Genomic DNA, 25,465 nt, shown 5'->3' on the forward strand with positions numbered 1-25,465 from the left:
AGTATATATCCTAAAGTGTTATTTGTAGTATACTTATAATTGTAACCCATAAAATGTAAACAAAAAATACAATCTAAAAATGTAATTTTAAAAATAATAGATGTTAAATTATAAAATGCATTTATATAAATAAACTTTAGTTGCATAAATTTAGAAAACTAACTAAAATAGAGTTATAAGCATAAGCCTACAAGGGGAGATGATATAATATGAAAAGGGACGATTTTAATATAATGTCTAATGTTAAGTTGATTGAAAGTTTGAAGGCTGAGCTATTATGTATAATAGGTGATTTCTTCAAATTATTAAGTAGGGGAAGCAATGTTGCTCAAGACGCTATACTAGATTGTATTTCGGGAGCAATAATACTTTTATATATATTAGGTGAAAGGTTAGGATATTCCAATGTAGCAGTGGATGAAAGTATGAAAAAAAAATTAAAAGTTGGAATAATTGAAGGCGACAATATAGAAAAGGAAGGAAAGGATTTAAGCAAGTTATATGCGCATATAAAGGAAAGATAGTAATGGAGGAAAAAATGAAAAAAAGTAATTATAGTACAAAGGCAATTGTAGAGGCTTCACTTATATCTGTTATAATTTCAGTAATAATGATTATAACTGGATACTTGCCAATTGTATCATTTATAGGAACGTTAATATTACCAATTCCTGTGGCAATACTCTATATAAGACATAATAATAAAATAACAATTACGGCTATAGTGGTCAGTATTATTCTAACGTCATTAGTCTACAATCCAGTAATGGCGATATATTCAGCTATTACTTATAGCATTGTTGGTATAGCGCTTGGTTACTGCGTTAAGAAAAATAAAAAATCATCTATAACTTTATTATTTTTAGCTGCTGGTTGCGCAATATCCAATGTACTAACTATAGCTTTTTCTATGTTATTTATCGAGAAAGTTAGTTTTGTGAATTTTATTTCTAAAAATTTAGAGTTTATGAAACAAAGTATGAAAGTATCAATAGAGTCAGTAAAAAGAAATTATATACAATCAGGAATGACACCAGACCAGGCTAAGCTTTTAGATGACAGTTTAGAGACTATAAAAAATATGGATGTTAAGATGATTTTGGTATTAATACCTGCAGTTATTTTAGTGAGTGCTTTTGTATCAGCTTATTTAAATTATAAAGTTTCTAAAGCAATACTTGCAAAATTAGGTTACAAAATGGGAAAATTATTACCTTTTAGTAGAGTTTATGTTACTAATATAATAGGTGCCGTATTAATAGGTACAGTGTGTATAGGGATAATACTTTCATCAAAAGACATACCTGGAGGTGCATTTATACAAAGTTCGTCTCAATACCTTATACTAATAGTCTTTATGATAAATGGACTGGCGGCAAGTACATATTATTTAAGAGTTAAGAGAAAATTAACTAAACCACTAACCGTAGTAATTTTAGTTTTAACAGCAATTTCTCCTCTAAATAATATTTACTTTTCAATAGGGATAGTGGAAATGGCTTTTGATTTTAGAAAACTTGACCCATATAGAATTAAAAGAAAATAATGGGGGGCTGATTAATGGATAATAAATATAATTATTTTAATGTTAATAACAAAATATATATGGTGACTATGGCCCTACTCATATATGTAATATTTTATTATGGACATTTTCAAGTAGGAATGGTGGCACTGGGGTTATACGCACTACTAGTAGTGTATAATATTTACAACTCTAAAATTAAAAAAAGCGAATGGAAAAAGTTTATTGAAAACTTTTCATCTAAACTTGACATAGCAACCACAAGTACTTTAGTAAAACTTCCTTTCCCATTAATAATAATAGGGTATCTAGGAAACATTTTATGGTACAATCAAAGTGTAACTACAATGCTCGAAGGGGAAGACCTTTTAAATAAAAATATTAGAGATATAATTAAGGAACTTAATTTAAAACAGGTTTTAGAAGGCAAAAAGAATATATTTTCAAACATTAAGATAAAAAATAGCATTTATGAAATATACACAAATATTGTAGATACTAATGAAAATAAAAATGCTAAAGATAAAATTATGCTTTTATATTTTTATGATACAACTGAAAAAAACAATCTAATAAAAGGTATTAATGGGAATCGGGAAAGTGTTATGCTCGTAGAAGTTGATAATCTTGATGATGTTGTTAAAACTGCAGAAGAGGATAAGGCACCATTACTTTTAGCCGATATTGAAAGAACAATAAATAGTTATGGGCAGAGTGTAAATGCTGTGGTAAAAAAGTATTCATCAAATAAATATGTTATTATAGTACAAGACAAGTATATTGAAAAAGAAATAGAAAAGAAGTTTGATATACTAGACAGCGTAAGGGAAATAAGTAATGGTAATAAACTTGCAGTAACCTTAAGTATAGGCGTAGGCAGAGGAGAAGATACACCACTTAAAAACTATGAATTTGCAACTTCGGCAAAAGAACTTGCCTTAGGTCGTGGTGGTGATCAGGTAGTAGTAAAAAAAGGTGATAAATTATCTTTCTTTGGAGGCAAAACAAAAGAGGTTGAGAAGAGGACAAAGGTACGTGCACGTATTATAGCTCATGCATTAATGGATTTAGTAAATGAGAGTAATGCAATTTTTATAATGGGACATAAGAATGCTGATCCTGATTGTTTAGGTGCAGCCATTGGTCTATATAGTATTATTAAAAAATTGGACAAAGAATGTTATATTATTCTTGATTCTGTAGGCAGCGGAATAAAAAGTATGATGGATATAATAATGGGTGATGAGGACTATAAAAACACATTTATATCAAGTGATAAATTTAAAGGTGTTAAAAATTCAAATAGTTTACTTATATTAGTAGATGTTCACAATGAAAGTCATGTACTAAATTTAGATATAGTTAAAGAAGTAGAAAAAGTAGTTATAATTGATCATCATAGAAAATCCCAGGATTTTATACAAGGGGCAGTACTTAGTTACATGGAAACTTATGCATCGTCTACCGCTGAATTAGTTACTGAGATGATTCAATATATGGTAGATAAGCCTAAGCTTAAGCATGTGGAAGCAGTAAGCCTTTTAGCTGGAATATGTGTGGATACAAAGAATTTTTCGTTTAAAACAGGCGTAAGGACCTTTGAAGCTGCTGCCTTTTTAAGGCGTCATGGCGCTGATACCGTGGATGTTAAAAAAATGTTTTCAGATAATTTAGATGTGTACTTACAAAGGGCTGATATTATAAGATCCGTTAAAATTAAAAATGAAATTGCCATAGCTATTTGTCCGCTAAAAATAGAAGATTCTGTAATAGCTGCTCAAGCTGCAGATGAACTTCTAAATATTACTGGTATTCAGGCATCATTTGTTATTGTTAAAATAGGGGATGAAGTATTTATTAGTGGAAGGTCTCTTGGGAAAATAAACGTACAGTTAATACTTGAGACATTAGGCGGAGGCGGACATATGACTATGGCGGGGACAAAATTCACTTCGATGAAAATTGAAGAAGTAGTGGAAAAATTAAATGAAGCTATTGATGAATATTTAAAGGAGGATGAAAAATAATGAAAGTTATATTATTAAAAGATGTTAAAAGTATGGGTAAAAAGGGTGACGTGGTAAATGCCGCAGATGGATATGCGAGAAATTATTTAATTCCTAGGCTTTTAGTTGAGCAGGCCAGTGACTCAAATATGCACATATTAAATAAAAAGAATGATATTGAAAGAAAAAAGAAAACAGATGAAATAGAAGAGGCACAAAAAATAGCTAACGAGCTTAAAGATAAAGTTATAAGGATAATAGGTAAAGCAGGAGAAAATGGAAAACTTTTTGGTGCGATTACAACTAAAGATATTGCTGCAGAATTAAATAAACAATGTAATTTGGATATCGATAAAAAGAAAATAGTAACAGACACAATAAAATTATTAGGAACTTACGAAGTAGAAGTTAAAATATACCCAGAAATATCTACTAATATAAAAGTTCTTGTTTGTGAGCAGTAATCATAAAACGAAGGGAGGAAACGCTCTAGTAAATAAGCGATAATCTTATTTATTTAAGCGGATTAAGTTTGAAGACATTATTCTTAAATCAAATTGGAGAACAAGCTACAAAAGATACATTACCATTAGATACACAAATAGACGTTTTATATGAAATAATGAGGAATGTATTCGATGAGGGAAGCATAAAAGCTAAAACTATAAAATTTAAACTTCAAAAACATATTAAAAGCGAAAGCATGTATAAAAGATTATACGCTTTAAACAAAATCGTTAGTAATGGTAAAGGAATAGAAATAATTCCTGATGAAAAAAACATACAGGATGTACTAGATAGCACTAATGAGTGGTTAACTGATGAAATAGCTAAAAGGTATATTCAAAATAAAATTGAAGCTGAAGTAGAACAAAATCTACTTGAAAAACAAGAAAAGTATATTGATGAGATAAAGCTTGGTATAATTAAGAAACAAAATGGTCCGGAAAATACTAAAACACTTAAAAAATATGCTGATCTCCAGGCGCTTGACAGTAGAAAACTAACTAAGAATATACAGGCTATGTTAAGACCAGAGAGTTTTAGTGAAATAGTTGGGCAAGAAAGAGCTATAAAATCCCTATTATCTAAAATGGCATCACCATATCCTCAACATATTATCCTTTATGGGCCGCCAGGAGTGGGAAAAACTACGGCAGCAAGGCTTGCTCTTGAGGAAGCTAAAAAACTAAGTTATACTATTTACGATAAAGATGCTAAATTTGTAGAAGTAGATGGTACGACGGTTAGATGGGATCCAAGAGAAATAACAAATCCACTTTTAGGTTCTGTTCATGATCCTATATACCAAGGAAGCAAAAGAGACCTTGCAGAAGGTGGCATTCCAGAGCCAAAACCAGGTCTTGTGACCGAGGCTCATGGAGGAGTATTATTTATTGATGAAATAGGAGAACTTGATAGTATACTTCAAAATAAACTCCTTAAGGTTCTTGAAGATAAAAGAGTTGAATTTTCATCGTCTTATTATGACCCTGAAGATGAAAACACACCTAAGTATATAAAGTATTTGTTTGATAAAGGTGCTCCTGCAGACTTTGTTTTAATAGGAGCTACCACTAAAGAACCATCAGAAATAAACCCAGCATTAAGATCAAGATGTACTGAAGTATATTTTGAACCATTAACTGCAAAAGGCATAGAAGATATTGTAGTTAATGCTGCGATTAAGCTAAAGGTTGAAATAGGAGAGGAAGTAGCTGCAACTATTGGTAGATACACCATTGAAGGAAGAAAAGCTATAAATATTTTATCAGATGCATATGGATATGTATTGCACAGTAGAGAAGCGGTAGATGAATCTCAAATTAAAATTGAGATGAAGGATTTGTTAGATGTTATATCTATAAGTAGATTATTTCCCTATGAGGAAATAGATAAAGCTGTTAAATTTGAAGTTGGTCATATATATGGACTTGGAGTATCGGGTTATATAGGGTCAACTATAGAGATAGAAACAGCAGTATTTGAGTCTAAGGAAAAAGGTAAAGGACAAGTAAGGTTTAATGATACGGCTGGAAGTATGGCTAAGGATTCAGTATTCAATGCTGCATCTGTAATTAGAAAAACAACCAATAAAGATATTAAAGATTACGATATACATGTAAATATAGTTGGGGGTGGTAAGATTGATGGACCATCTGCGGGAGCTGCAATAACTGTATGTATAATTAGTTCGCTTTTAGATAAGCCTTTAAGGCAGGATATAGCAGTGACTGGTGAAATATCATTAAGAGGAATTATAAAACCAGTAGGTGGCATATTTGAAAAAATTTATGGTGCGAGAAGAAAAGGAATTAAGCTTGTTATAATTCCTAATGACAATGAAAAAGAAGTCCCAATGGGTCTTAAAGATATTGAAATAAAAACTGCAACAAATATTGAAGAATTAATGAAATTAGTCTTCGAGACAAAATAAAATTAGTTATAAATATGCCCTGTTAAATTATCACCTTTTGTGATGTAGTTTTAACAGGGCATAAAAGATTAATTTAGGAGAGATAAACAATGGATACACCTCTTAGAAGTTTACCGTATAACTTAGAAGCTGAGCAATCAGTAATTGGATCAATGCTTATAGATAAAACTGCCATATCCAGTGTAGTTGAAGTTTTAAAAGGTGATGATTTTTACAGAGATTCTCATAAAGTTATATTTAATGCCATATTTGATTTATACCAAAAAGATACACCTATTGACATGATTACATTGCTTGAACATTTACGTTCTTCTGAAAAACTAGAATCGTCAGGAGGAATTACTTACATTTCGGAGATAAGTAATTCAATACCATCCACAGCTAATCTAAGTTCATATATAAAAATAGTAGAAGATAAATCTACTTTAAGAAAACTTATTAGATCTTCTACTGAAATTATTGAAGATTGTTATAGTAAGCAAGATGATGTAGAAGCTGTAATGGATCTTGCAGAGCAGAAGGTATTTAATATATCACAGAAAAAAAATGCAGGAGACTTTGAACCAATGAACACGGTTCTAGAGCGAGGTTTTCTAGAAATAGAGAGGATCTTTAATAATAAAGGGGAAACAACGGGAATATCCAGCGGATTTCCAGAACTTGATGATAAAACTGCTGGATTTCAAAAAGGTGATATGATTCTTATTGCAGCAAGACCTTCTATGGGTAAAACTACGTTTGCATTGAATTTAGCTGAGTATGCAGCGTTAAGGCAAGGGAAAAGCGTAGCTGTATTCTCTCTGGAAATGTCTAAGGAGCAACTTTCATATAAACTACTTTGCTCAGAAGCAAATGTTGATATGTCAAAGCTTAGACATGGTGATTTAGAAGATAGGGACTGGGAAAATATAGCCAAAGCATCTGGGCCATTAGCTGCAGCTAAAATATTTATTGATGATACTGCAGGAACTTCGGTTATGGATATGCGTTCAAAATGTAGAAAATTAAAAATGGAACATGGAATAGATATGATAGTTATAGATTATCTTCAACTTATGACTGGTAGTAATACAGAAAGTAGGCAGCAGGAAGTATCAGAAATATCAAGATCTATTAAAGCCTTAGCAAAGGAGATGCAGTGCCCGGTTATAGCACTTTCACAGCTCTCACGTGCGCCTGAGCAAAGAACTGACCATAGACCAATGTTATCTGATCTTAGAGAATCAGGGTCTATTGAGCAGGATGCTGACCTTGTTATGTTCTTGTATAGAGACGAGTATTATAATGAGGAAACAGAAGATAAAAATGTAGCAGAGCTTATAATAGCAAAACAAAGGAATGGTCCTGTAGGGACAGTAAAACTTGCATGGATAGGCCAATTCAGTAAATTCGCAAGACTTGATGTAATTAATAGAGATTAAAGTTACCGTGGAAGATAAAGCTACCAAGGCAGCTTATTATACTAAAATTAATCAATCTAGAAAATTAATTAATTTATTAAAAATAGTAAATAAAATACTTATAATATGATCGGATAACAAAATTTATAAATTTTGTTATCCGATTTTTATTTATATATAAATGGAGAGGAAGGGTTGATAACAAAGGGATAGGATAAAGATGAACTTTGAGAATAAATGTAGATATATATATACATTTATAGATATATATATCTACATTTACAAGTATGTATATATATCTATATGTGTAGGTTTATAAATACAAATAAATATAAATAAATATTTGATTACAAAAGAAGGATATTAATACAAAATATAGAATATAGAAAGAAGAAGTAAAATTAGAAATTATTAGGAGGAAGGAAAAATGAACTTAACGGAGATATCAAAAAAGTATCCTGCATTAAACAAAGTGTTATCATCAGTATTAACCGTAGATATAGGAAATACATTTACAAAAACAAGTACCAATGTAGTTTTTGCTAGCAGAGTTTCTGCTGTAAGCAAGCATGGATCAAGGGCTACTGGTATTAGTAACATAAACTGGAATGGAAAGTTATACACTGTAGGCAATAAAGACGGCAAACTTAATATGGAACCAAACAAATACATGTCAGATCATTATAAGCTGAACTTACTTAATGCTATTGCATTAGGTTTTAAAGGGGAGACTAAGATAAAGGTAAGACTTGCTGTAGGGCTTCCTGCGGAATATTATATAGATCACAGTATTCCACTAAAAAATGAAATTAAAAAGATGGAAAAGCAGTCTATTACAATAAATAATATAACTTATGATATAGAAATTTTAGACGTACAAGTATTTAAACAAGGTGGTACATTAAGCGCTGAAACTATGGAAACATTTACGTATCCAATGTTATTACTTGACTTTGGTGGTGGTACTTTAGATGTTTCTCATTGGAAATATGAAAAAGATGAATTTGGTAATAAGGTGCTTGGCATGACTAAGGCTAGTAGTTTTGCTCAACATGGCTTTGAACCAACAATTGAATCACTTCTTACTAAGTTTAACTCTGCAGAAGGTTCAGACGGTAATTATGATATATCAGATGCTATAGAATATTTAGAAGACGATGAACTACCATTTGGAGAGGGGAATATTTTACAAGGAATTAAAGACCTAGTTTTGAGACCTTATGTAGAAAAAGCAATAAGTTCAATTAATAGTTCTTTTAAACCAAATACTTGCAAAGATATAAGAATAATAGGAGGCCCTGCAGAGTTATTACTAGAATACTTACAATGTGAGTTTACGAAAACGGAGCCTAAATTAATAGAGAATAAAAATCCTCAATGTGCTAATGCTATACTATTTGCTGAAAGATATAAGGAAATTTTAGTACTTGAATATTTGGATGGAAATAAAGAAGTTGCTGCAACAACAGTAACAAGGGACTAAGTATGGGATCACTCCGCAAAACTGTATCTTCAAATTTAGGAGAGGAAACAGATAAGGATTTAGTTAGCTATGTTAGCAGTATGGAGAAAAAAGGCATTAATAATTCTAAACTTATAAAACAGGCTTTAAGATTTTATAGGGACTACGGTAATAAGGTTAAGCAATTGGATACAGTAGATATTGTAAATATCTTAGATAATCCAAGAGTTAAAGATTATATAGGTAATATGGTGGGGGAGCTTTTTAAAAGTGCTATGCCAAATGCAAACACAAACAAGGAAGTAAGTGATGCTACCAATGAGTCAAAAGTAAATAATAAGCAAATTGAAAATGATATAGATTCTATTGAAAGTGAATATATGAAAAAGCTTAATAACATTAAAGATATGTCATTATAGATAGGAGTGGCGTGCATGCCACTCCTTATAACTTTTAGTAACCGATAATTATAATAAAACACTTATCATATACATATAGTAAAAAGTTCTCACATATGATAAAATGTAAATGAAACATTCTAAATAATGTGTGAAGGGTGATTTTATGTTCTGTCCTAAGTGTGGATCTCAAAATGATGATGGATCTAATTTTTGTAAAACCTGTGGTATTAATTTATTAATTAATCAAAACTCTAACGAGGTACGAACTATTAGTGATAAAAATTGGTTAGTAGCTTTATTACTATGTGTGTGTTTGGGCGTAGTTGGTATTCATAGGTTTTATGTAGGAAAAACAGGTACGGGAATTTTAATGATTCTAACTGGTGGCGGTTTTGGAATATGGGTATTAATTGATATCATTATGATTGCTTGTAATTCATTTGAAGATGTAAATGGATTAAAATTAAATAAAAATTTATATACTTATTAAATGAATATGAAATATAAATTTTAAGTTATGCTGAAATAGCTCAGTTGGTAGAGTAACGCACTCGTAACGCGTAGGTCGAGGGTTCGATCCCCTTTTTCAGCTCCAAATGATAAATATAAAAGCAAAGTCGAAGTAGAGATACTTCGACTTTGCTTTTTAATTTAGGATAAATAAAAACTTTTATAAAAGTAATCCTATTGTTATCAAAATTCTATTTATCACAAAAGTAGTGAAAAAAGTTTGTAACTATTTATTTTAAAAATCATAATATATTATGTGAATATTCACTATCTTTTTTCTTTCATTGATTTTAACTTTGATATAAAATCAATTGATTATAAATTAGGGGAGGATTTAATGGCACAATTACTTGTAAGATTTGGAAGCAAAAGTGCAGCTGTAAAGTACCTTCAGTAATCACTGACTACACTGGGATATAACCCGGGACCAATAGATGGAATATTCGGGTCTAAAACCTGGGTTGCTATTGAAAAAAGGTGAACCTTTTATTGTTGATTTGAAAAATCGTATAAAACTAAACTAGAATAAAAATAAACCAGATAGATTTAAAAACTGCTTTAAATTTTTTTCGTAGCTAGTTTATAGTTTTTCATATAAATTGGCTATGTATTTATATTGAATTTTACAAATAATTTTAAATTTGGAGGAGAATAAAATGATACAACTTATTATCAGCATTGGGAGCACCGGTGAGGCTGTAAACTATCTTCAACAATCTCTAGCTAAACTTGGCTATAACTTAGGACAAGTAGATGGAGTATTTGGATCTAAAACAGAAACGGCAGTTAAATTATTTCAAAAAGATAATGCATTAGCAGTGGATGGAATCGTGGGTGATATCACTTGGGCTGCCATTGACAAAGCACTTGCAACACTATTTACTATTAAGGATTATTTTGTAAATAAAGAAAATACGAAATATGTGTATGAGGGCATAGGAAGTGATTATGCATCTTACAGTGTTTTTGTAGATTATTTAGCTGGAAATCTTGTTCAACTAAGACATGCTGATGGAGGTATGGACATTATTCGAGTGCTAGAAAATAAAGATGGCAAGCTTACAATGCTTCTATCCATGGAATCAGATTATAGAGAGAATTTTACTAACAATCCTATTAGTAAATCAGAAGTTTTGTTACAAGAGCCCCTAATAAAAGGCACCACTTGGACCATTTCCGATAATCGAAAACGATATATCTCAAATGTTGAAGCTAACGTAACAACTCCTTTGGGTAAATATAAAGCCCTTGAGGTTACTACAGAGGGGACAAGCACTAAGAATTTAGATTATTATGTACCAAATATTGGGTTAGTTAAAACGGTTTCTATATCAAACGGTAGTGAGATTTCATCATCGCTTAGCAAAATAGAGAATAATGCTTTATTCTCACAATTTGTAGAATTCTATTATCCTAATGTAGACGAGACTACTCTTAATTATGTATTTAAGCAGCTTACCTTTAGAACTAATGATATAACAAGAACAAAAATTGAAACGGGATATAAAGATGTACCTATTGGTAATATATTTAGGGCTCTTGGTCCTAACGCAAAAATAAAAAGTCTGTATATAAATAAGGATACCATGGCTTACGTGGATTTTTCAAAGGAGATTATTACTGAGATGAATACAGGTGCGGGATATGAAGTTCAGGTTTTGCAATGCATTACTAATACTGTTGGAAGATATTATAGTGTAAATAAAATATCTTTTACTGTAGAAGGTATTCCCTATGCTTCAGGCCATGTTTCCTTTGAAAGGGATGAAGCGTTTATTGTAGATTTTTCAAATAGTATCGAACTAAAATAAAGATGTTAAGAGCAATAAATATAGGGAGGTAAATGATATGAAGATAGCCATAAGAGGTGGTCATAATTCTCAAGCGACTGGTGCAAATGGCATCATTAATGAGTTAATTGAAGATAGAAAAGTAAAAGATGCAGTAATTAAATATTTAAGGTTAGATAATAATGAAGTAATTGATGTAACACCTGGTAACAGTACGTCAAGTGTAGACTTGAATTATGGTGTAAATACTGCCAATAATGCCAAAGTAGATTTATTTGCTTCAATCCACTTTAATAATGTTACTAGAGCATTTACTGGAGTAATTGGCAGCGAGATATGGTTAAAACCTACTTCTACTATTAGTGTGCCTATAGCAAATAGAATCCTTATTAATTTAAACAAACTCGGCTTTAAAAATAGGGGTATAAAAAATGGATGGAATACTCAATATCTATAAGTTATCTTCAGCAATCACTGATTAAACTTGGGTATAATCCAGGACCGATAGATGGTATATTTGGTTCAGCGACACAATTATCAGTTAAATTATTTCAAAAGACTAAAGGATTAATTGTGGATGGAATCGTTGGAAATATTACCTGGGATGCAATTAATAAAGCACTACAAAATCCTCCAACTCCAAATCCAATACCAACTCCAACTAAACCTATACTAAAAATAGGAAGCACCGGTGCAGCTGTAAGGTCTCTTCAGCAATCACTGATTAAACTTGGGTATAATTCAGGACAGATAGATGGTATATTTGGTTCTGCAACACAATCAGCGGTAAAATTATTTCAAAAGAATAAAGGATTAATAGTGGATGGGATCGTTGGAAATGCTACCTGGGATGTAATTAATAAAGCACTACAAAAGCCTCCAAATCCAAATCCAACTCCAACTCCAACCAAACCTATACTAAAAATCGGAAGCACTGGTGAAGCTGTAACCTATCTTCAACAATCCCTAACTAACCTTGGATATAATCCAGGACCAGTAGATGGTATATTTGGTTCTGCAACACAATCAGCGGTTAAATCATTTCAAAAGAATAAAGGATTAATTGTGGATGGAATTGTTGGTAGTAATACCTGGGCTGCTCTAGATAATCCAAATTTATTAAAATTTAATATAAATATGTTTGCAAATATTCAAACTGTTGGGACGATAAATAAAAGTGGTATCAATGATTGTACTATAGGAACGGTTGGTCAATCTAAACGAATTGAAGCTATAGCAATTACTATAGATAATATAGACCTAAAATATAATGTTTATATTCAAGATATAGGTGATATTATTGGTAAAATAGAGGGACAATTTGAGGGTACAATGGATCAATCTAAGAGAATTGAAGCTATAACTATATTTGCCAAGAGCATTCCTAGTGGGTATAAGCTACAATACCAAGTTTATGTACAAACTATTGGATGGCAAGCTTTTAAAGAAAGCGGTCAATTGGCTGGAACTCAAGGTAAATCACTACAAATTGAGGCACTCAGAATTAAAATAGTTGTGATATAAATTAACAAGGGTGTATAAAACATTCATTAAATTGGAGGAGACTAAAATAACAAATTCTATAATAAGAATTGGAAGCATAGGTCAGGCTGTAAGGTAACTTCAAGAGTCAATTACTAAACTTGGCTATAAACCTGGACCTGTTGATGGAATATTCGGGTGAAGAAAATGAATATGCCTCTTACTATGTTTTAGTAGATTATTTAACAGAATAAATGCAAAAATTAAGAGTCTATATTTAAATAAGGATGGTATTGTCTATGTAGACTTTACAAAGGAGATTGTTAGCGAAATGGATGCAGGGGCTGGATATGAAGTACAGGTTTTGCAATGTATTACTAATACTCTTGGAAGATATTATAATGTTAAAAAAGTTTATATCACTATAGAAGGTAATCCCTATTATTCAGGTCATATTTTAATGAAAAAAGGTGAGTTCTTTACAGTGGATTTATCATCAAGTTCAAAACTAAACTAAAGTCATATATATAAAATATAAAAACGTTAAATGCTTTTTTAAAATTAAAAATAAAGTACAAGCACTGATTAATATTATGAAATTTGGGCAACTATATTAACAGATAGAAAAGTATATATAAGGTGAGGTTAATGTAGATGAAAAAAGTAATAAAAGTTAAAGTTGGAATAGATAAAAGTAAACTAATAAAGGGAAACAAGAGATTGGTTGCTTGTGGGAAAAACTTTTAAGATGTAAGTAAAAAAAATAAATATATTAACTAGAAAAAGTAATTGAGAGTAATATCTTGACTGCTTTTTTTATGCGTTATTATAACCTCAGAATGTCTTAAATAAAATAAAGTAAAATTACTTGCTTAGATATTTTAGTTTAATATATTTACAAACAATCATAAATCTTAGGTATTTAAGCGAATAACTAACAAATATTTAAACAGAATAAAATAATTGCTGGAATCATTCAAAATTATTTGACGCAATAAGTGAAATACAGATAAAAATCATGGAATTAATTGTTTTTTATAAACCCTAAGTATTTAAAAATCCAATATTTTCTGTTACAATTATATTATATAAAAATAGGAATAATTTGCGTTATTTTTATTAGCCTTTTATTATAAAAGTTACTAGTAAATTAGAAGGGTGTGGTTGATGTAAATATGCATGGAGTATATATAATAAGTGGACAAGCAGATATCTAAAACATTCGTTAGGATATTTTTATAAAATATTGTTTGATATATTATTGGTATAGGGACATATATGAAAACAAATAAACATTTTACATAGATTTGTAGACAAGACTTAAAGAAATTTTAATATAATAACTATTAAAAATCTAGGGGGAAATAAAATGAGAAAGAGAATAGCGTTCATAGTCATGTTAATAAGTGTTGCAAGTTCACATGTTGCACTTGCTGATAGTGGAGTAATAAATGCAAGTGCACTGAGGGTTAGGCAAAGTCCGCAACTTTCAGCTTCAATTATATCTTCACTTCCCAGAAATACGAAGATAGATACGCTTGGAAAAGAAAATAACTTTTATAAAATAAATTACAAAGGTAAAACTGGATACGTATACAGCTCATATGTTACAATAACTAAAACTAGTACAAGCCCTACAGTTGCAGCAAGTGTAGGGAAAAGCGGAACAATAACAGCGCAATATCTAAACGTAAGGTCTGGATCAGGAATAAGTTATCCTGTTACTAGTGTTATTACAATGGGAACTAAAGTGACGATGTATGAAAAGGCGAATGGGTTTTACAAGATAAATTATTCTGGTAAAACAGGTTATATAAGTGAACTATATGTGAAAGTTACAGGACAAAATTCTACAAATGTAGTTGTAAAGGCGATCTCAGCTACTACAACCTCGGTGGCCACATCTACAGAAAAATCTACGGGAATTGGTAATATTACAGCATCGAGTTTAAATGTGAGAAAAAATGCTTCTCTGGGTAGTAATATTATGGGTGCTTTAAAAACAAACCAAAAGATTGACTTATATGGGTCACAAAATGGTTTTTATAAAATTAAGTTTAATGGACAGTGGGCATATATATCTTCATCATATGTAACTGTAGGAAGCAATGTTGTAGTTTTAGGTAGTCCTGCGTTAAGTAGAGGTAATCTTCCTACAAGTAAAACAGAATATACTATAAATGGTAAGCAATATAATGCAACAAAAAGTATAGATAGTTTAATAGCTCAAGCCAATTCATTTTTAGGAACACCATACTTATGGGGTGGTACAACACCTGCGAAGTTTAACAATGCTGGAAAATATGTGAGTGGTGGTTTTGATTGTTCAGGTCTAGTTCAATATATCTATAAAAATATAGGTATAAATTTACCTAGAGTAACTATGGATCAGATAAATATGGGCGTCTCAATTAGAAAAAATAATCTTCAAAAAGGAGATTTGTTGTTTTTCTCTACAAACCCATCAGACCCTTACCAAGCATCACATGTGGGGATATATATTGGTAATAATAGATTCATACAATCACCTAAGACTGGTTATAATATAAAAATATCCGAACTTACTGGATATTATGAAGATAATTTTATAGTAGGAAAAAGAATAGTAAAATAAGCGATAAGCTTGTTTTACTATTTTTTTTATGATCAATAAATGTAACTCGTAACATGATTTAACGACATTTCAGCTCCGCAGGAGATAATTTAATATGTTGATGAGTGGGTAAAATTAAAACCTATAAATAACTTGTAAAGATTCAAAAATTAGTATAATATTATGAAACAAATAGAAAAAATCTTTCCGAGTTTGTAATTTTTTAATTATATAATTAATAATGATGTATAATTAAAGATATATTAAAGCTTACGAGTTAAATAATATAATTAGAAATATCAAGTAATTGTATCAAAGTAATGCGTTATGCAAAATAAGTTGATACAACATAAGGAGATAAATATGGAAATGAAGAAGATAAACGAATTAAAAAAGGGTGACAGGGTTGAAGGATTTTATGTTATAAAATCAGTGGACAGCAAGGTCTCTAATAATAGTAATTCAAATAGATATTTAGATTTTAATTTGGGAGATGCAACTGGAGATATAAATGCAAAACTTTGGGAATGTAATGATGAGTTAGAAAGGACATTTAAACAAAGTATTTTAGTAAAGATTAAAGGAACTGTAAATGAGTGGAGAGGTGTACTCCAATTAAAGATTGAAAGGATAAGACTAACTGAGGAAAATGATGAAGTCAAAATAGGTGATTATGTTGCAGTAGCACCATATACAGCGGAAAAAATGTATGATGATGTATTAAATTATTTATCCAAAATTGAAAATGAAGATATTCAAAATATAGTCACAAACATATTAAGTAATAATGAGGAAAAGCTAATGCATTACCCTGCAGCTAAGTCCAATCATCATTCTATAAGATCAGGACTTTTATACCATACAACTACTATGCTTAAGGCTGGAGAGAAATTAAGTGAAATTTATACGTTTCTAAATACGGATTTACTATATGCGGGTATAATACTTCATGATATAGGTAAAATATATGAAATGAATGCTAGCGAACTTGGAATTGTCAGTGAGTATTCGGTAGAGGGTCAACTTCTAGGTCACATAATTCAAGGGATAAAAATGATAGAAACAGCAAGCATTGAGGTTAAAGCGAAAAACGAAGTTTCTATGTTACTACAACATATGGTGCTTTCTCATCATTATGAGGCGGAATATGGAAGCCCTAAAAAACCAATGATACCGGAAGCTGAAATGTTACATCATTTAGACATAATGGATGCAAGAATGTATGATATGAATAAGGCTGAAGGCAATACAAAGGAAGGTAAATTCTCAGAAAGAATAAGGTCTCTTGATAATATAAATGTTTATAAAAGTGACATTAAGAAATAAAAAAATATTATAATAAAGGTGATAAAATGAAGGGTATAATTGATAGATTTGAAGGCGGTTATGCGGTAGTTGAGATAGATGATGGCTCAAAGATGATTAATATTGATAAAATACTACTACCGAAAGGTGCCAAAGAAGGTATGGTGTTACAATTAGATAAGAGTATTACTATCGATATAGATGAAACTAAGAAAAGAAAGGAAAAAATAGAAAAACTCACAGCGGATTTATGGAATGAATAAAATAATTAAACTATGAAGAACATATAAAAAACAACTAATATGAAGATACACTTGTACAGTAAATGTAAAAAAGTGTATCTTTTTATTTTAACTGTATAAATGATATAAATATACGAACTATTATTATAAATAAAATATTAATATTCGTATATTGTATTGACTCGGTTATGTTGCTCTGATATTATTAATTAGTGCGACACTAGTTAGTAGAGTTTGTTTTTTTAAAGACGCACACAGGAGGGATAACATTTGATAAATGTTATTTGCCCCATACGTACACAGGAGGGATAACAATTAATAATTGTTATTTACCCCAGACGCACACAGGAGGGTATATCAAATGAAAGATTTTTATGATGTGGTTATTGTAGGAGCTGGACCAGCAGGTATATTTACAGCACTAGAAATTGCAAGTAAAAAACCTAAACTTAGTGTACTTATAATTGATAAGGGAAGAAATATAGAGAAAAGAAAATGTCCTGCACGGATTAATGGTAAATGCGTTAAATGTAATCCTTGTGGTATAACATACGGATGGGCAGGTGCTGGTGCTTTCTCAGATGGTAAGCTTTCATTAAGCCCTGAAGTAGGTGGAAGACTTCTTGAATACTTCTCAGAAGATGAATCAAAACAATTAATAAAATATTGTGATGACATATATATAAAATTTGGAGCGAATGAAAAGGTATATGGGCTTAATAATGATAAAGTTGAAGAAGTTAAATATGAATCAAGCAAACATAATATTCGTCTTGTTGAATGCCCAGTAAGACATCTAGGTACAGAACTTGCCTATGAAGTTTTAAAATCTATGTACCATCATTTAATGGATAATACAAATACAGAATTTATTGAACTTAGTGAAGTTGAAGAAATACTAATAGAAGATAATAAGGCCACTGGAGTAATATTAACTAATAAAGAAGGCAGAACTAAGGTTAATGCAAAGTATGTTGTAGCAGCACCAGGTAGAGGTGGGGCGGAATGGATTTCAAATGAAGCTAAAAAGCATAATATCGAGGTTACTAATAATGCAGTAGATATTGGAGTAAGAGTTGAGGTGCCTAATTCTGTTATGGATCATCTAACAAAGGACCTTTATGAAGCAAAACTTGTATATTATGCCGATACCTTTGGAAATAAAGTTAGAACTTTTTGCATGAATCCAGGCGGAGTAGTGTCAGCAGAATATTATGATGATAATACCATTGCAGTTGTAAACGGACATAGTTACTCAGATCAAAAGCTTAGAACAACTAATACGAACTTTGCAATGCTTGTATCTACTAGTTTTACAGAGCCATTTAATCAACCTATTGGTTATGGTAAATACATAGCTCAGCTAGGTAATATGTTAACTGGTGGAGGAATAATGGTTCAAAGGCTTGGAGATTTGTTAAAAGGAAGAAGAACAGATGTAAAGAGACTAAGCAAATCAACTACTGAGCCTACTCTTAAATCAGCAGTGCCAGGCAATTTAAGTTTTGTGTTGCCACAAAGACACTTAACATCTATTGTAGAAGCTTTAAAAGCTTTTGATAAAATAGCGCCAGGCTTATACAGCAAAAACACATTACTATATGGAGTAGAAGTAAAATTCTATTCTAGTAAGTTTACTACAAATGATAAATTTGAAACATCTATTAACAATTTATATACCATTGGCGATGGAGCAGGAATAACTAGAGGGTTAATGCAAGCATCAGTAACGGGAGTAGTAGTAGCAAGAGACATAATAACTAAGGAAAAATAAGAGTATTTAAGATAAATAATTGGTTATATGACTATTAAAAGTGTATACTTCATATGTAAACTAAACATTAAGAGATAAACTAAATATTATAAAACGATGGAATTTGCATTCCGTGGTATCTAAGAAATTTCATTGTTAAATGAAAGAAAGCGAGGAATTTATATGTCAGCATTTATTGTTTTAGGAGCCCAATGGGGAGATGAAGGTAAAGGTAAAATGACAGATTATCTTGCGCAGGGAGCAGACCTAGTAGTCCGTTTCCAAGGCGGAAACAATGCAGGTCATACTGTAGTAGTTGGAGAAAAGGAATATAAACTCCACTTAATACCGTCAGGAATATTATATAAAGATAAATTGAATATAATAGGCAATGGCGTTGTTGTAGATCCAGAAGCACTATTTAAAGAAATGGATTACTTAGAAGCACTAGGTGAAAATATAACTCCAGGCAGACTTATGATTAGTGATAGATCTCAAGTTATAATGCCTTACCATAAAGAATTAGATAATTTATATGAAATAGCTAGAGGTAAAAATGATATCGGAACTACAAAAAAAGGTATAGGCCCTTGTTATAGTGATAAGTTTGAAAGAAGTGGAATCAGAGTTTGTGACCTTATGAAAAAAGATATTTTTAAAGAAAGACTTAAAACTAGTCTTGCGATTAAGAATGATATAATAACAAAAGTTCTTGGCGGAGTTGCTTTAGATTTTGATAAAATATATAATGATTACATAGATTATGCAGAAAGAATGAGACCTTTTGTAAAGGACATATCGGTTAAAGTTTACGATTCAATAAAAGCTGGTAAAAATGTTTTATTTGAAGGAGCACAAGGAACTTTACTCGATATAGATTATGGTTCATATCCTTTTGTAACTTCGTCAAACACTATTGCAGGTGGAGTTTGTGTTGGAGCAGGAATAGGACCTACTATGATAACAAGTGTTGTAGGAGTAGCAAAAGCTTATACTACAAGAGTAGGAAAAGGACCATTTCCAACAGAACTTGAAGATGAAACAGGAGAATGGATCCGTGAAAAAGGTTTTGAATTTGGCGTAACTACAGGTAGAGCAAGAAGATGTGGATGGCTTGATCTTGTTATATTAAAATCTGCAGCAAGAGTTTCAGGAATTACAAGTTTTGCTGTAACTAAAATAGATACATTAGCAGGACTTGAAAAAATTAAAATCTGTGTTGGATATGAGTTTGAAGGAAGCGTTATTGATTATTTCCCAGCAAGTCTTGAGGATTTAGCAGCGTGCGTGCCAGTATATGAAGAATTTGATGGTTGGGATGAAAACATAGCTGATGCAAGAAGTTATGATGAACTTCCTGAAAATGCAAAAATATATATGAATAGAATTGAAGAGTTTACTGGAGTTAAAGTTTCCATAGTTTCAGTAGGACCTAAAAGAGATCAAACAATGGTATTAACCCAAATATAGCACATATTTGCAAAATTCATATCTTTAAAATATATTTTAAAATGTATGGTTTTAATATAATAGGGGATTATAAGTATTGAGGTAGGTTTATTAAAGGTATACAAATATATACTAAAGATTAAAAAAGTGCGTACTGGTAAAATACAAGTATATAGATTATAATGAGAATAAGAATTAAAGTTAAATAAATGTTTTGTTTATTTATTTGTTTGATTCTGGTATAATGGTTTAAAATTAAAATAAAGTGAGGTATATGATATGAAAATAACTAAGGATATGACAATAGGAGAAGTTGTAAGAACAAAACCTGAATCAGTTCAGATATTAATGAACTTTGGAATGGGATGCGTAGGATGTCCTTCAGCTCAGGCTGAAACATTAGAAGAAGCAGCAATGGTTCATGGTCTTAATTTAGAAGAATTAATGACTGCAATAAACGCATAAAAAATTAAGACACCTAGCAAATGCTAGGTGTCTTAATTTTTTAATATTCTGTTTATCTTTTTTTAATTTTCTTAATGGACAGTACAACAGGTATGGTGATTACACTAGCTATGATAGCTTCTGGAACACCGTTTATTATAGCAATGCCATAAATGGTCTTTGCAGCAATAGATGGATCTATGCCTTTACTAACGGCGAATTTAGCTGCATATAAAATGTATACCATGGTAAGTACCCCAAAAGTGTTAGTTAGAGAACCAACAACAGTTGCCAGACCAATTCTTACACTATCTTTTTTTATGTAGCTTAGTTTATAAACATAGTATGAAGTAAAACCAATAAGAACTCTTGGTAATACAGACACTAAAGGATTTATAAAAGCAAAAGATAGTATATTGGGAGTTGTTATATTTTGAATGATACTAAAAATACCAAATATGAAGCCAATAGTCATTCCTACCAGTGGACCTCCTATTATTGAACCTATAATAACGGGTATGTGCATTATAGTAGCTTTGGCACCAGGAAGTGGAATAAATCCATAGCCAGTTAGTCCAAGTACAACGCAAATAGCTGATAGCATACCGATGGTTGTAAGTTCACTTGTTTTTATTCTTCGTCTTAGTTTCATAGAATTGTTAATCATGTGTCCCCTCCGCTCTTATTCCATAAGGATATAAGTCGACCTATTTGTAATCCTTATCAATAAAATGTAGTTCGGTTTCATAATGAATACCGACAACAATAGTTTAGCACTTATTTAATAAGAAATAAATAGATAAATAAAAATTTATCAAAGTTTATGTTAATATTAATTTATTAACTTATATTTAAGTAGTTTAGTTTCAAGTATAAAGAAGTTTATTAATCATAAAATCAGTAGATATTACATACTTTAAAAAATATAGGAGTGATAACATGAGTAAAAGTTTAGTAGTTACTGGCAGAGAGTATAACATTCATTATTACGAGGTAGACATACATAAAAAAGCATTGATTATAAGCATAATGAATTATCTTGGAGATATGGCAATGTATCAAAGTGAATATTTGGGAGTTGGAATCGAATATCTTAAAGAGCATAAAATGGCCTGGGTCTTATATAAATGGGATATAACAATGGATTCATATCCGTTGCTTAACGAGAGTATAAAGATTGAGACATACGCACATTCTTTTAATAAATTTTATGCATATAGAAAATATGAAATTTTTGACGATAAAGGTAATAAAATAGGACGTGCTGATTCCGTATGGATTTTAATAAATACTGACAGAAGAAGACCGATAAGAGTTACTAAAGATATGTTCGATGTTTATGGCATAGTTGATAATAAAAATGAGCCTATAGATATTGAGAATATATTGTCAATAAACCAGGTAAATAGTGAGAAAAGTTTTCAAGTTAGATACAGTGACATTGATACTAATAAACACGTAAACAATGTTAAATACGCGGCGTGGGCCCTAGAAACAATCCCAAAAGATATAGTTTTGAATTGTGAATTAAAAAACATTAAGGTAACCTACATCAAGGAAACAACATACGGAGAAACTATAACAGTTAGCACTCAGGTTATAAGAAAAGAAAACAAGATAATATGTAGACATAAAATCGTAAATGAGGAGGGGATTGAGCTTACTCTCTTAGAAAGCACATGGATATAGTAGTTTAGAATGTTTTTTTCATAGATTATGCTATAACGAAAAGTATATATTGATTGATATGCATTCACTTCACCAAGTAATTCTAAAATTTATACTTTTGTTAGCATAATCAAAGAAAAAATTCTAATCACGTATACAATATTATCTATTTGGAAGCATTAAGGGCTGCAACAGCACCAGAACTCCATGCCCATTGTAGGTTAAAACCACCACAATCACCGTCTACATCTAATACTTCTCCAGCAAAATACAAGTTTTTCGTGATATTTGATTCTAGAGTTTTAGGATTAACTTCTTTTGTGTTAATTCCGCCTGCAGTTACTTGAGCATTTGCAAAAGAATTAGTGCCTGTTACTTGAAATTCCCAATGTTTAAGTAAACCATATATATCGCTTTTCTCTTTTAAGTCTAAATCGCGGCAAAGTTTATGAATGTTTTCTATTTTAGCTTCTTTTAAAATTATAGGAATCATTTTCTTATTAATTATTCCTATAAATGAATCAAAAACGGTGCGATTTCCAAATAAGGACCAATGTTTGTTTAAAAATTCTTTTAGATCCTCGCTAGTAATAGTTGGTAACATATCGATTTTTAAAGAAACTTTGTTATTTTTAGAAAGACCGTAGGCTGCAGTTCTACTAAGTTGAAGAATTGGAGGTCCTGAAATACCGTAGTCCGTAAAAAGTGTTTCTCCGAATTCCGTTTGAAGACATAAACCATTTATAAATATCTCGGAGGCAGCATCAAATTTCACTCCAGACAAAGCTTTTAGTTTACTATAGTTTAATTTAAGCTGTACTAGGGCTGGAACTTGAGGTATTATACTGTGACCTAATTGCATAGCTAATGTATATCCGGAGCCGTCAGAACCTGTTTTAGGGGCACATTTGCCACCGGTTGCTATAATTAACCGGTCACATTCATATATATTGTCATCCGAGCAACGTAACTTAAATCCATTTTTGAGTTTAGTAATATCCTTAGCTTTTGTATTTGTATAAATAGGAATATTTTTTTCTTCCATAGCAAATCTCAGAATATCAAGGACTGATGATGCTTGCATGGACATAGGAAACATTTTATCTCCATCAACTGTCACTAAAGGTAAACCTAAAGACGCAAAAAAGTCTATAGTATCCTTTGTGGTAAAAGAAGCTAACGCGAGATCAAAAAAATGTAGATTATCACTGTGGTATCTATCGTTATTTATATTTGCATTGCTAATGTTACACCTACCATTACCGGTAGTTAATATTTTTTTGCCTACTCTGTCGCTTCCTTCTATAATTGCTACATCAATTCCAGAATTTTTTGCCACAAGAGCAGCCATTAGTCCGGAGGCACCTCCGCCAATTATTATAAGAGAATGTTTCAAAAAAATCTCTCCCTTCAAGAAAAAAATTATGTTTCTAGTATAAATTGTTTTGATTATAATTTTACCCTAAAATACCTAGGATGAACATGGTTTTTTATTCTATTTTATAAAAAATTATAAAAAATATTTAAAATTTATTAGCAAGTAGGTAAATCTTTTTAATAAACTATAATTTTTATTAGTATGATAAACCGTTGAATTTGCTAGGGTTGAGTTAGTCATTAAAAAATAAAAATAAAAAAAACAACAAAACGTGTTGACACTTTAACAAAAGTTAGGTATTATAGTCTATGTCGGGTTGCGAGACCCAAGTACATAATTAATAAAGTGACAACGATTATGGCTCCTTGGTCAAGCGGTTAAGACACCACCCTTTCACGGTGGTAACAGGGGTTCAATTCCCCTAGGAGTCACCACACAAAACATATATGGGAGCATAGCTCAGCTGGGAGAGCATCTGCCTTACAAGCAGAGGGTCACAGGTTCGAGCCCTGTTGTTCCCACCATATATGGCCCAGTAGCTCAGTTGGTTAGAGTGCTGCCCTGTCACGGCAGAGGTCGAGGGTCCGAGTCCCTTCTGGGTCGCCATTTTTATGCTGCAATAATTTTAAAAAGCAAATGTACTTTAATTAGTAAGTTGTAAAGTTTATTATTGTGAGATTAATTTAAAATTTAATAAGGCTCCTTGGTCAAGCGGTTAAGACACCACCCTTTCACGGTGGTAACAGGGGTTCAATTCCCCTAGGAGTCACCACCAAAACATATATGGGAGCATAGCTCAGCTGGGAGAGCATCTGCCTTACAAGCAGAGGGTCACAGGTTCGAGCCCTGTTGTTCCCACCATATATGGCCCAGTAGCTCAGTTGGTTAGAGTGCTGCCCTGTCACGGCAGAGGTCGAGGGTCCGAGTCCCTTCTGGGTCGCCATATTTACGCTGGCATGGCTCAACGGTAGAGCAGCTGACTTGTAATCAGCAGGTTGTAGGTTCAATTCCTATTGCCAGCTCCAAAAAAGTACTAAACATTTGTTTAGTACTTTTTTTTTATTACAATGATGACTGTAAATTATTGTATTATAAATTTATAATATCTCTTTCTACTACTTTAAGAGTTATAGCAAGAATTAATTTAAGTTAAACTACAAATTTAGCCTCAAAGTTTATATAAAAATGAGTGTATCAAAAAACTATAGTTATATGATACATGTATAAATCCAGATAATAAGCTATACGAAAAAGTACCCCTTGTCCATTATTTACAAAGGGTACTTCATATTCTTGTGGATCATTATTGTCTGTTTTTTATTTAATTAACTTATTAATAGTTGGCCTTGGTATTGAGATAAATATATTATCTACTGTATGATCTACTTCTTGAAGCACTTCTTGATTTACTTCTTGAAGCACTTCTTGACTTGCTTCTTGATTTACTTCTAGAACTACTTCTAGAACTACTGCTTGGACTTATATCTGATATACTTAAATTGCTATATGATTTGCTCAAATTACTATCAGATTCATTATTATACTCATTTTTCATTCTATAGTTTTTATGACCTTTACATGATTCACTCTTTAAATAATCCATGAAGGCACCCCCTTCAA

The 25,465-nt window shown here is 31.2% G+C and carries 24 protein-coding genes and 8 tRNA genes; 29 read left to right on the top strand and 3 right to left on the bottom strand.

Annotated elements, in window-relative coordinates; all coding sequences use genetic code 11:
* Positions 1 to 209: 209 nt before the first annotated feature.
* From ACREVX_RS10170 to ACREVX_RS10270, 21 genes are all read left to right on the top strand, one after another.
* Complete coding sequence (locus ACREVX_RS10170; RefSeq protein WP_431544075.1) at positions 210 to 524, top strand: MazG-like family protein; 315 nt, start codon at positions 210 to 212, stop codon at positions 522 to 524.
* 14 nt (positions 525 to 538) lie between these two features.
* Positions 539 to 1,546 (top strand): YybS family protein, encoded by a 1,008-nt coding sequence (locus ACREVX_RS10175; protein WP_431544076.1) that lies wholly within the window; start codon positions 539 to 541, stop codon positions 1,544 to 1,546.
* 14 nt (positions 1,547 to 1,560) lie between these two features.
* Complete coding sequence (locus tag ACREVX_RS10180) at positions 1,561 to 3,552, top strand: DHH family phosphoesterase (protein ID WP_431544077.1); 1,992 nt, start codon at positions 1,561 to 1,563, stop codon at positions 3,550 to 3,552.
* The gene (gene rplI, locus ACREVX_RS10185) at positions 3,552 to 3,995 is read left to right on the top strand and encodes a 50S ribosomal protein L9 (protein ID WP_431544078.1); all 444 of its coding nucleotides are present in this window, start codon (positions 3,552 to 3,554) and stop codon (positions 3,993 to 3,995) included. The genes ACREVX_RS10180 and rplI overlap by 1 nt, the downstream gene beginning before the upstream one ends.
* Positions 3,996 to 4,063: 68 nt before the next feature.
* Positions 4,064 to 5,968 (top strand): Lon family ATP-dependent protease, encoded by a 1,905-nt coding sequence (gene lonC, locus ACREVX_RS10190; protein WP_431544079.1) that lies wholly within the window; start codon positions 4,064 to 4,066, stop codon positions 5,966 to 5,968.
* Positions 5,969 to 6,057: 89 nt separating this feature from the next.
* Positions 6,058 to 7,389 (top strand): replicative DNA helicase, encoded by a 1,332-nt coding sequence (locus ACREVX_RS10195; RefSeq protein WP_431544080.1) that lies wholly within the window; start codon positions 6,058 to 6,060, stop codon positions 7,387 to 7,389.
* 406 nt (positions 7,390 to 7,795) lie between these two features.
* Positions 7,796 to 8,851 carry a ParM/StbA family protein gene (locus ACREVX_RS10200; RefSeq protein ID WP_431544081.1) on the top strand — a complete coding sequence of 352 codons (1,056 nt, stop codon included), beginning with the start codon at positions 7,796 to 7,798 and terminating at the stop codon, positions 8,849 to 8,851.
* 2 nt (positions 8,852 to 8,853) lie between these two features.
* Positions 8,854 to 9,249: a hypothetical protein gene (locus ACREVX_RS10205; RefSeq protein WP_431544082.1), complete on the top strand. Its 396-nt coding sequence runs from the start codon at positions 8,854 to 8,856 to the stop codon at positions 9,247 to 9,249.
* A gap of 130 nt (positions 9,250 to 9,379) precedes the next feature.
* Positions 9,380 to 9,721, top strand: coding sequence for a TM2 domain-containing protein (locus tag ACREVX_RS10210; RefSeq protein ID WP_431544083.1), 342 nt, complete (start codon positions 9,380 to 9,382; stop codon positions 9,719 to 9,721).
* Between the two features lie 29 nt (positions 9,722 to 9,750).
* Positions 9,751 to 9,826, top strand: a tRNA-Thr gene (locus ACREVX_RS10215).
* A gap of 324 nt (positions 9,827 to 10,150) precedes the next feature.
* Positions 10,151 to 10,222, top strand: a complete 72-nt coding sequence (locus ACREVX_RS10220) for a peptidoglycan-binding domain-containing protein (RefSeq protein WP_431544189.1) — start codon at positions 10,151 to 10,153, stop codon at positions 10,220 to 10,222.
* Positions 10,223 to 10,397: 175 nt separating this feature from the next.
* Complete coding sequence (locus ACREVX_RS10225) at positions 10,398 to 11,552, top strand: peptidoglycan-binding protein (RefSeq protein WP_431544084.1); 1,155 nt, start codon at positions 10,398 to 10,400, stop codon at positions 11,550 to 11,552.
* A gap of 37 nt (positions 11,553 to 11,589) precedes the next feature.
* Positions 11,590 to 11,988: an N-acetylmuramoyl-L-alanine amidase gene (locus ACREVX_RS10230; RefSeq protein WP_431544085.1), complete on the top strand. Its 399-nt coding sequence runs from the start codon at positions 11,590 to 11,592 to the stop codon at positions 11,986 to 11,988.
* Entirely contained in the window at positions 11,967 to 13,055 is a 1,089-nt protein-coding gene (locus tag ACREVX_RS10235; protein WP_431544086.1) for a peptidoglycan-binding protein, read from the top strand. The genes ACREVX_RS10230 and ACREVX_RS10235 overlap by 22 nt, the downstream gene beginning before the upstream one ends.
* Before the next feature lie 220 nt (positions 13,056 to 13,275).
* Complete coding sequence (locus tag ACREVX_RS10240; RefSeq protein ID WP_431544190.1) at positions 13,276 to 13,530, top strand: GerMN domain-containing protein; 255 nt, start codon at positions 13,276 to 13,278, stop codon at positions 13,528 to 13,530.
* An 852-nt stretch (positions 13,531 to 14,382) separates the two neighbouring features.
* Positions 14,383 to 15,627 carry a C40 family peptidase gene (locus ACREVX_RS10245; RefSeq protein WP_431544087.1) on the top strand — a complete coding sequence of 415 codons (1,245 nt, stop codon included), beginning with the start codon at positions 14,383 to 14,385 and terminating at the stop codon, positions 15,625 to 15,627.
* 342 nt (positions 15,628 to 15,969) lie between these two features.
* Positions 15,970 to 16,932, top strand: a complete 963-nt coding sequence (locus ACREVX_RS10250) for a 3'-5' exoribonuclease YhaM family protein (protein ID WP_431544088.1) — start codon at positions 15,970 to 15,972, stop codon at positions 16,930 to 16,932.
* 26 nt (positions 16,933 to 16,958) lie between these two features.
* Positions 16,959 to 17,174, top strand: coding sequence for a DUF3006 domain-containing protein (locus ACREVX_RS10255; RefSeq protein WP_431544089.1), 216 nt, complete (start codon positions 16,959 to 16,961; stop codon positions 17,172 to 17,174).
* 340 nt (positions 17,175 to 17,514) lie between these two features.
* Complete coding sequence (locus ACREVX_RS10260; RefSeq protein WP_431544090.1) at positions 17,515 to 18,927, top strand: NAD(P)/FAD-dependent oxidoreductase; 1,413 nt, start codon at positions 17,515 to 17,517, stop codon at positions 18,925 to 18,927.
* Positions 18,928 to 19,089: 162 nt separating this feature from the next.
* Entirely contained in the window at positions 19,090 to 20,376 is a 1,287-nt protein-coding gene (locus ACREVX_RS10265; RefSeq protein WP_431544091.1) for an adenylosuccinate synthase, read from the top strand.
* A gap of 258 nt (positions 20,377 to 20,634) precedes the next feature.
* Positions 20,635 to 20,820 carry a DUF1858 domain-containing protein gene (locus tag ACREVX_RS10270; RefSeq protein WP_431544092.1) on the top strand — a complete coding sequence of 62 codons (186 nt, stop codon included), beginning with the start codon at positions 20,635 to 20,637 and terminating at the stop codon, positions 20,818 to 20,820.
* A gap of 52 nt (positions 20,821 to 20,872) precedes the next feature.
* Here the strand turns inward: ACREVX_RS10270 and ACREVX_RS10275 are convergent, their stop codons facing one another.
* The gene (locus ACREVX_RS10275) at positions 20,873 to 21,463 is read right to left on the bottom strand and encodes an ECF transporter S component (RefSeq protein ID WP_431544191.1); all 591 of its coding nucleotides are present in this window, start codon (positions 21,461 to 21,463) and stop codon (positions 20,873 to 20,875) included.
* A gap of 275 nt (positions 21,464 to 21,738) precedes the next feature.
* On the opposite strand from ACREVX_RS10275, the gene ACREVX_RS10280 reads away from it, so the two are divergent.
* On the top strand, positions 21,739 to 22,488 hold the full coding sequence (locus ACREVX_RS10280) for an acyl-[acyl-carrier-protein] thioesterase (RefSeq protein ID WP_431544093.1): 750 nt from the start codon (positions 21,739 to 21,741) through the stop codon (positions 22,486 to 22,488).
* Positions 22,489 to 22,633: 145 nt separating this feature from the next.
* Here the strand turns inward: ACREVX_RS10280 and ACREVX_RS10285 are convergent, their stop codons facing one another.
* Positions 22,634 to 23,863, bottom strand: a complete 1,230-nt coding sequence (locus ACREVX_RS10285) for a BaiN/RdsA family NAD(P)/FAD-dependent oxidoreductase (protein ID WP_431544094.1) — start codon at positions 23,861 to 23,863, stop codon at positions 22,634 to 22,636.
* A 341-nt stretch (positions 23,864 to 24,204) separates the two neighbouring features.
* Between ACREVX_RS10285 and ACREVX_RS10290 the strand changes: the two genes are divergently transcribed.
* The 7 genes from ACREVX_RS10290 to ACREVX_RS10320 all read left to right on the top strand — a co-directional run bounded on the left by ACREVX_RS10290 (position 24,205) and on the right by ACREVX_RS10320 (position 24,870).
* Positions 24,205 to 24,279, top strand: a tRNA-Glu gene (locus tag ACREVX_RS10290).
* 14 nt (positions 24,280 to 24,293) lie between these two features.
* Positions 24,294 to 24,369, top strand: a tRNA-Val gene (locus tag ACREVX_RS10295).
* Between the two features lie 5 nt (positions 24,370 to 24,374).
* Positions 24,375 to 24,451 (top strand) — tRNA-Asp (locus tag ACREVX_RS10300).
* A 91-nt stretch (positions 24,452 to 24,542) separates the two neighbouring features.
* Positions 24,543 to 24,617, top strand: a tRNA-Glu gene (locus ACREVX_RS10305).
* 13 nt (positions 24,618 to 24,630) lie between these two features.
* Positions 24,631 to 24,706: transfer RNA gene (locus ACREVX_RS10310), tRNA-Val, on the top strand.
* A 5-nt stretch (positions 24,707 to 24,711) separates the two neighbouring features.
* A tRNA-Asp gene (locus ACREVX_RS10315) sits at positions 24,712 to 24,788 on the top strand.
* Between the two features lie 7 nt (positions 24,789 to 24,795).
* Positions 24,796 to 24,870 (top strand) — tRNA-Thr (locus tag ACREVX_RS10320).
* A 341-nt stretch (positions 24,871 to 25,211) separates the two neighbouring features.
* On the opposite strand, the gene ACREVX_RS10325 is transcribed toward ACREVX_RS10320, so the two are convergent.
* A complete protein-coding gene (locus ACREVX_RS10325) occupies positions 25,212 to 25,448 on the bottom strand; it encodes a hypothetical protein (protein WP_431544095.1) in 237 nt (78 codons plus the stop codon).
* Positions 25,449 to 25,465: the final 17 nt, after the last annotated feature.

The sequence above is a fragment of the Clostridium sp. genome (assembly GCF_050717545.1).
GTDB lineage: Bacteria > Bacillota > Clostridia > Clostridiales > Clostridiaceae > Clostridium_AD.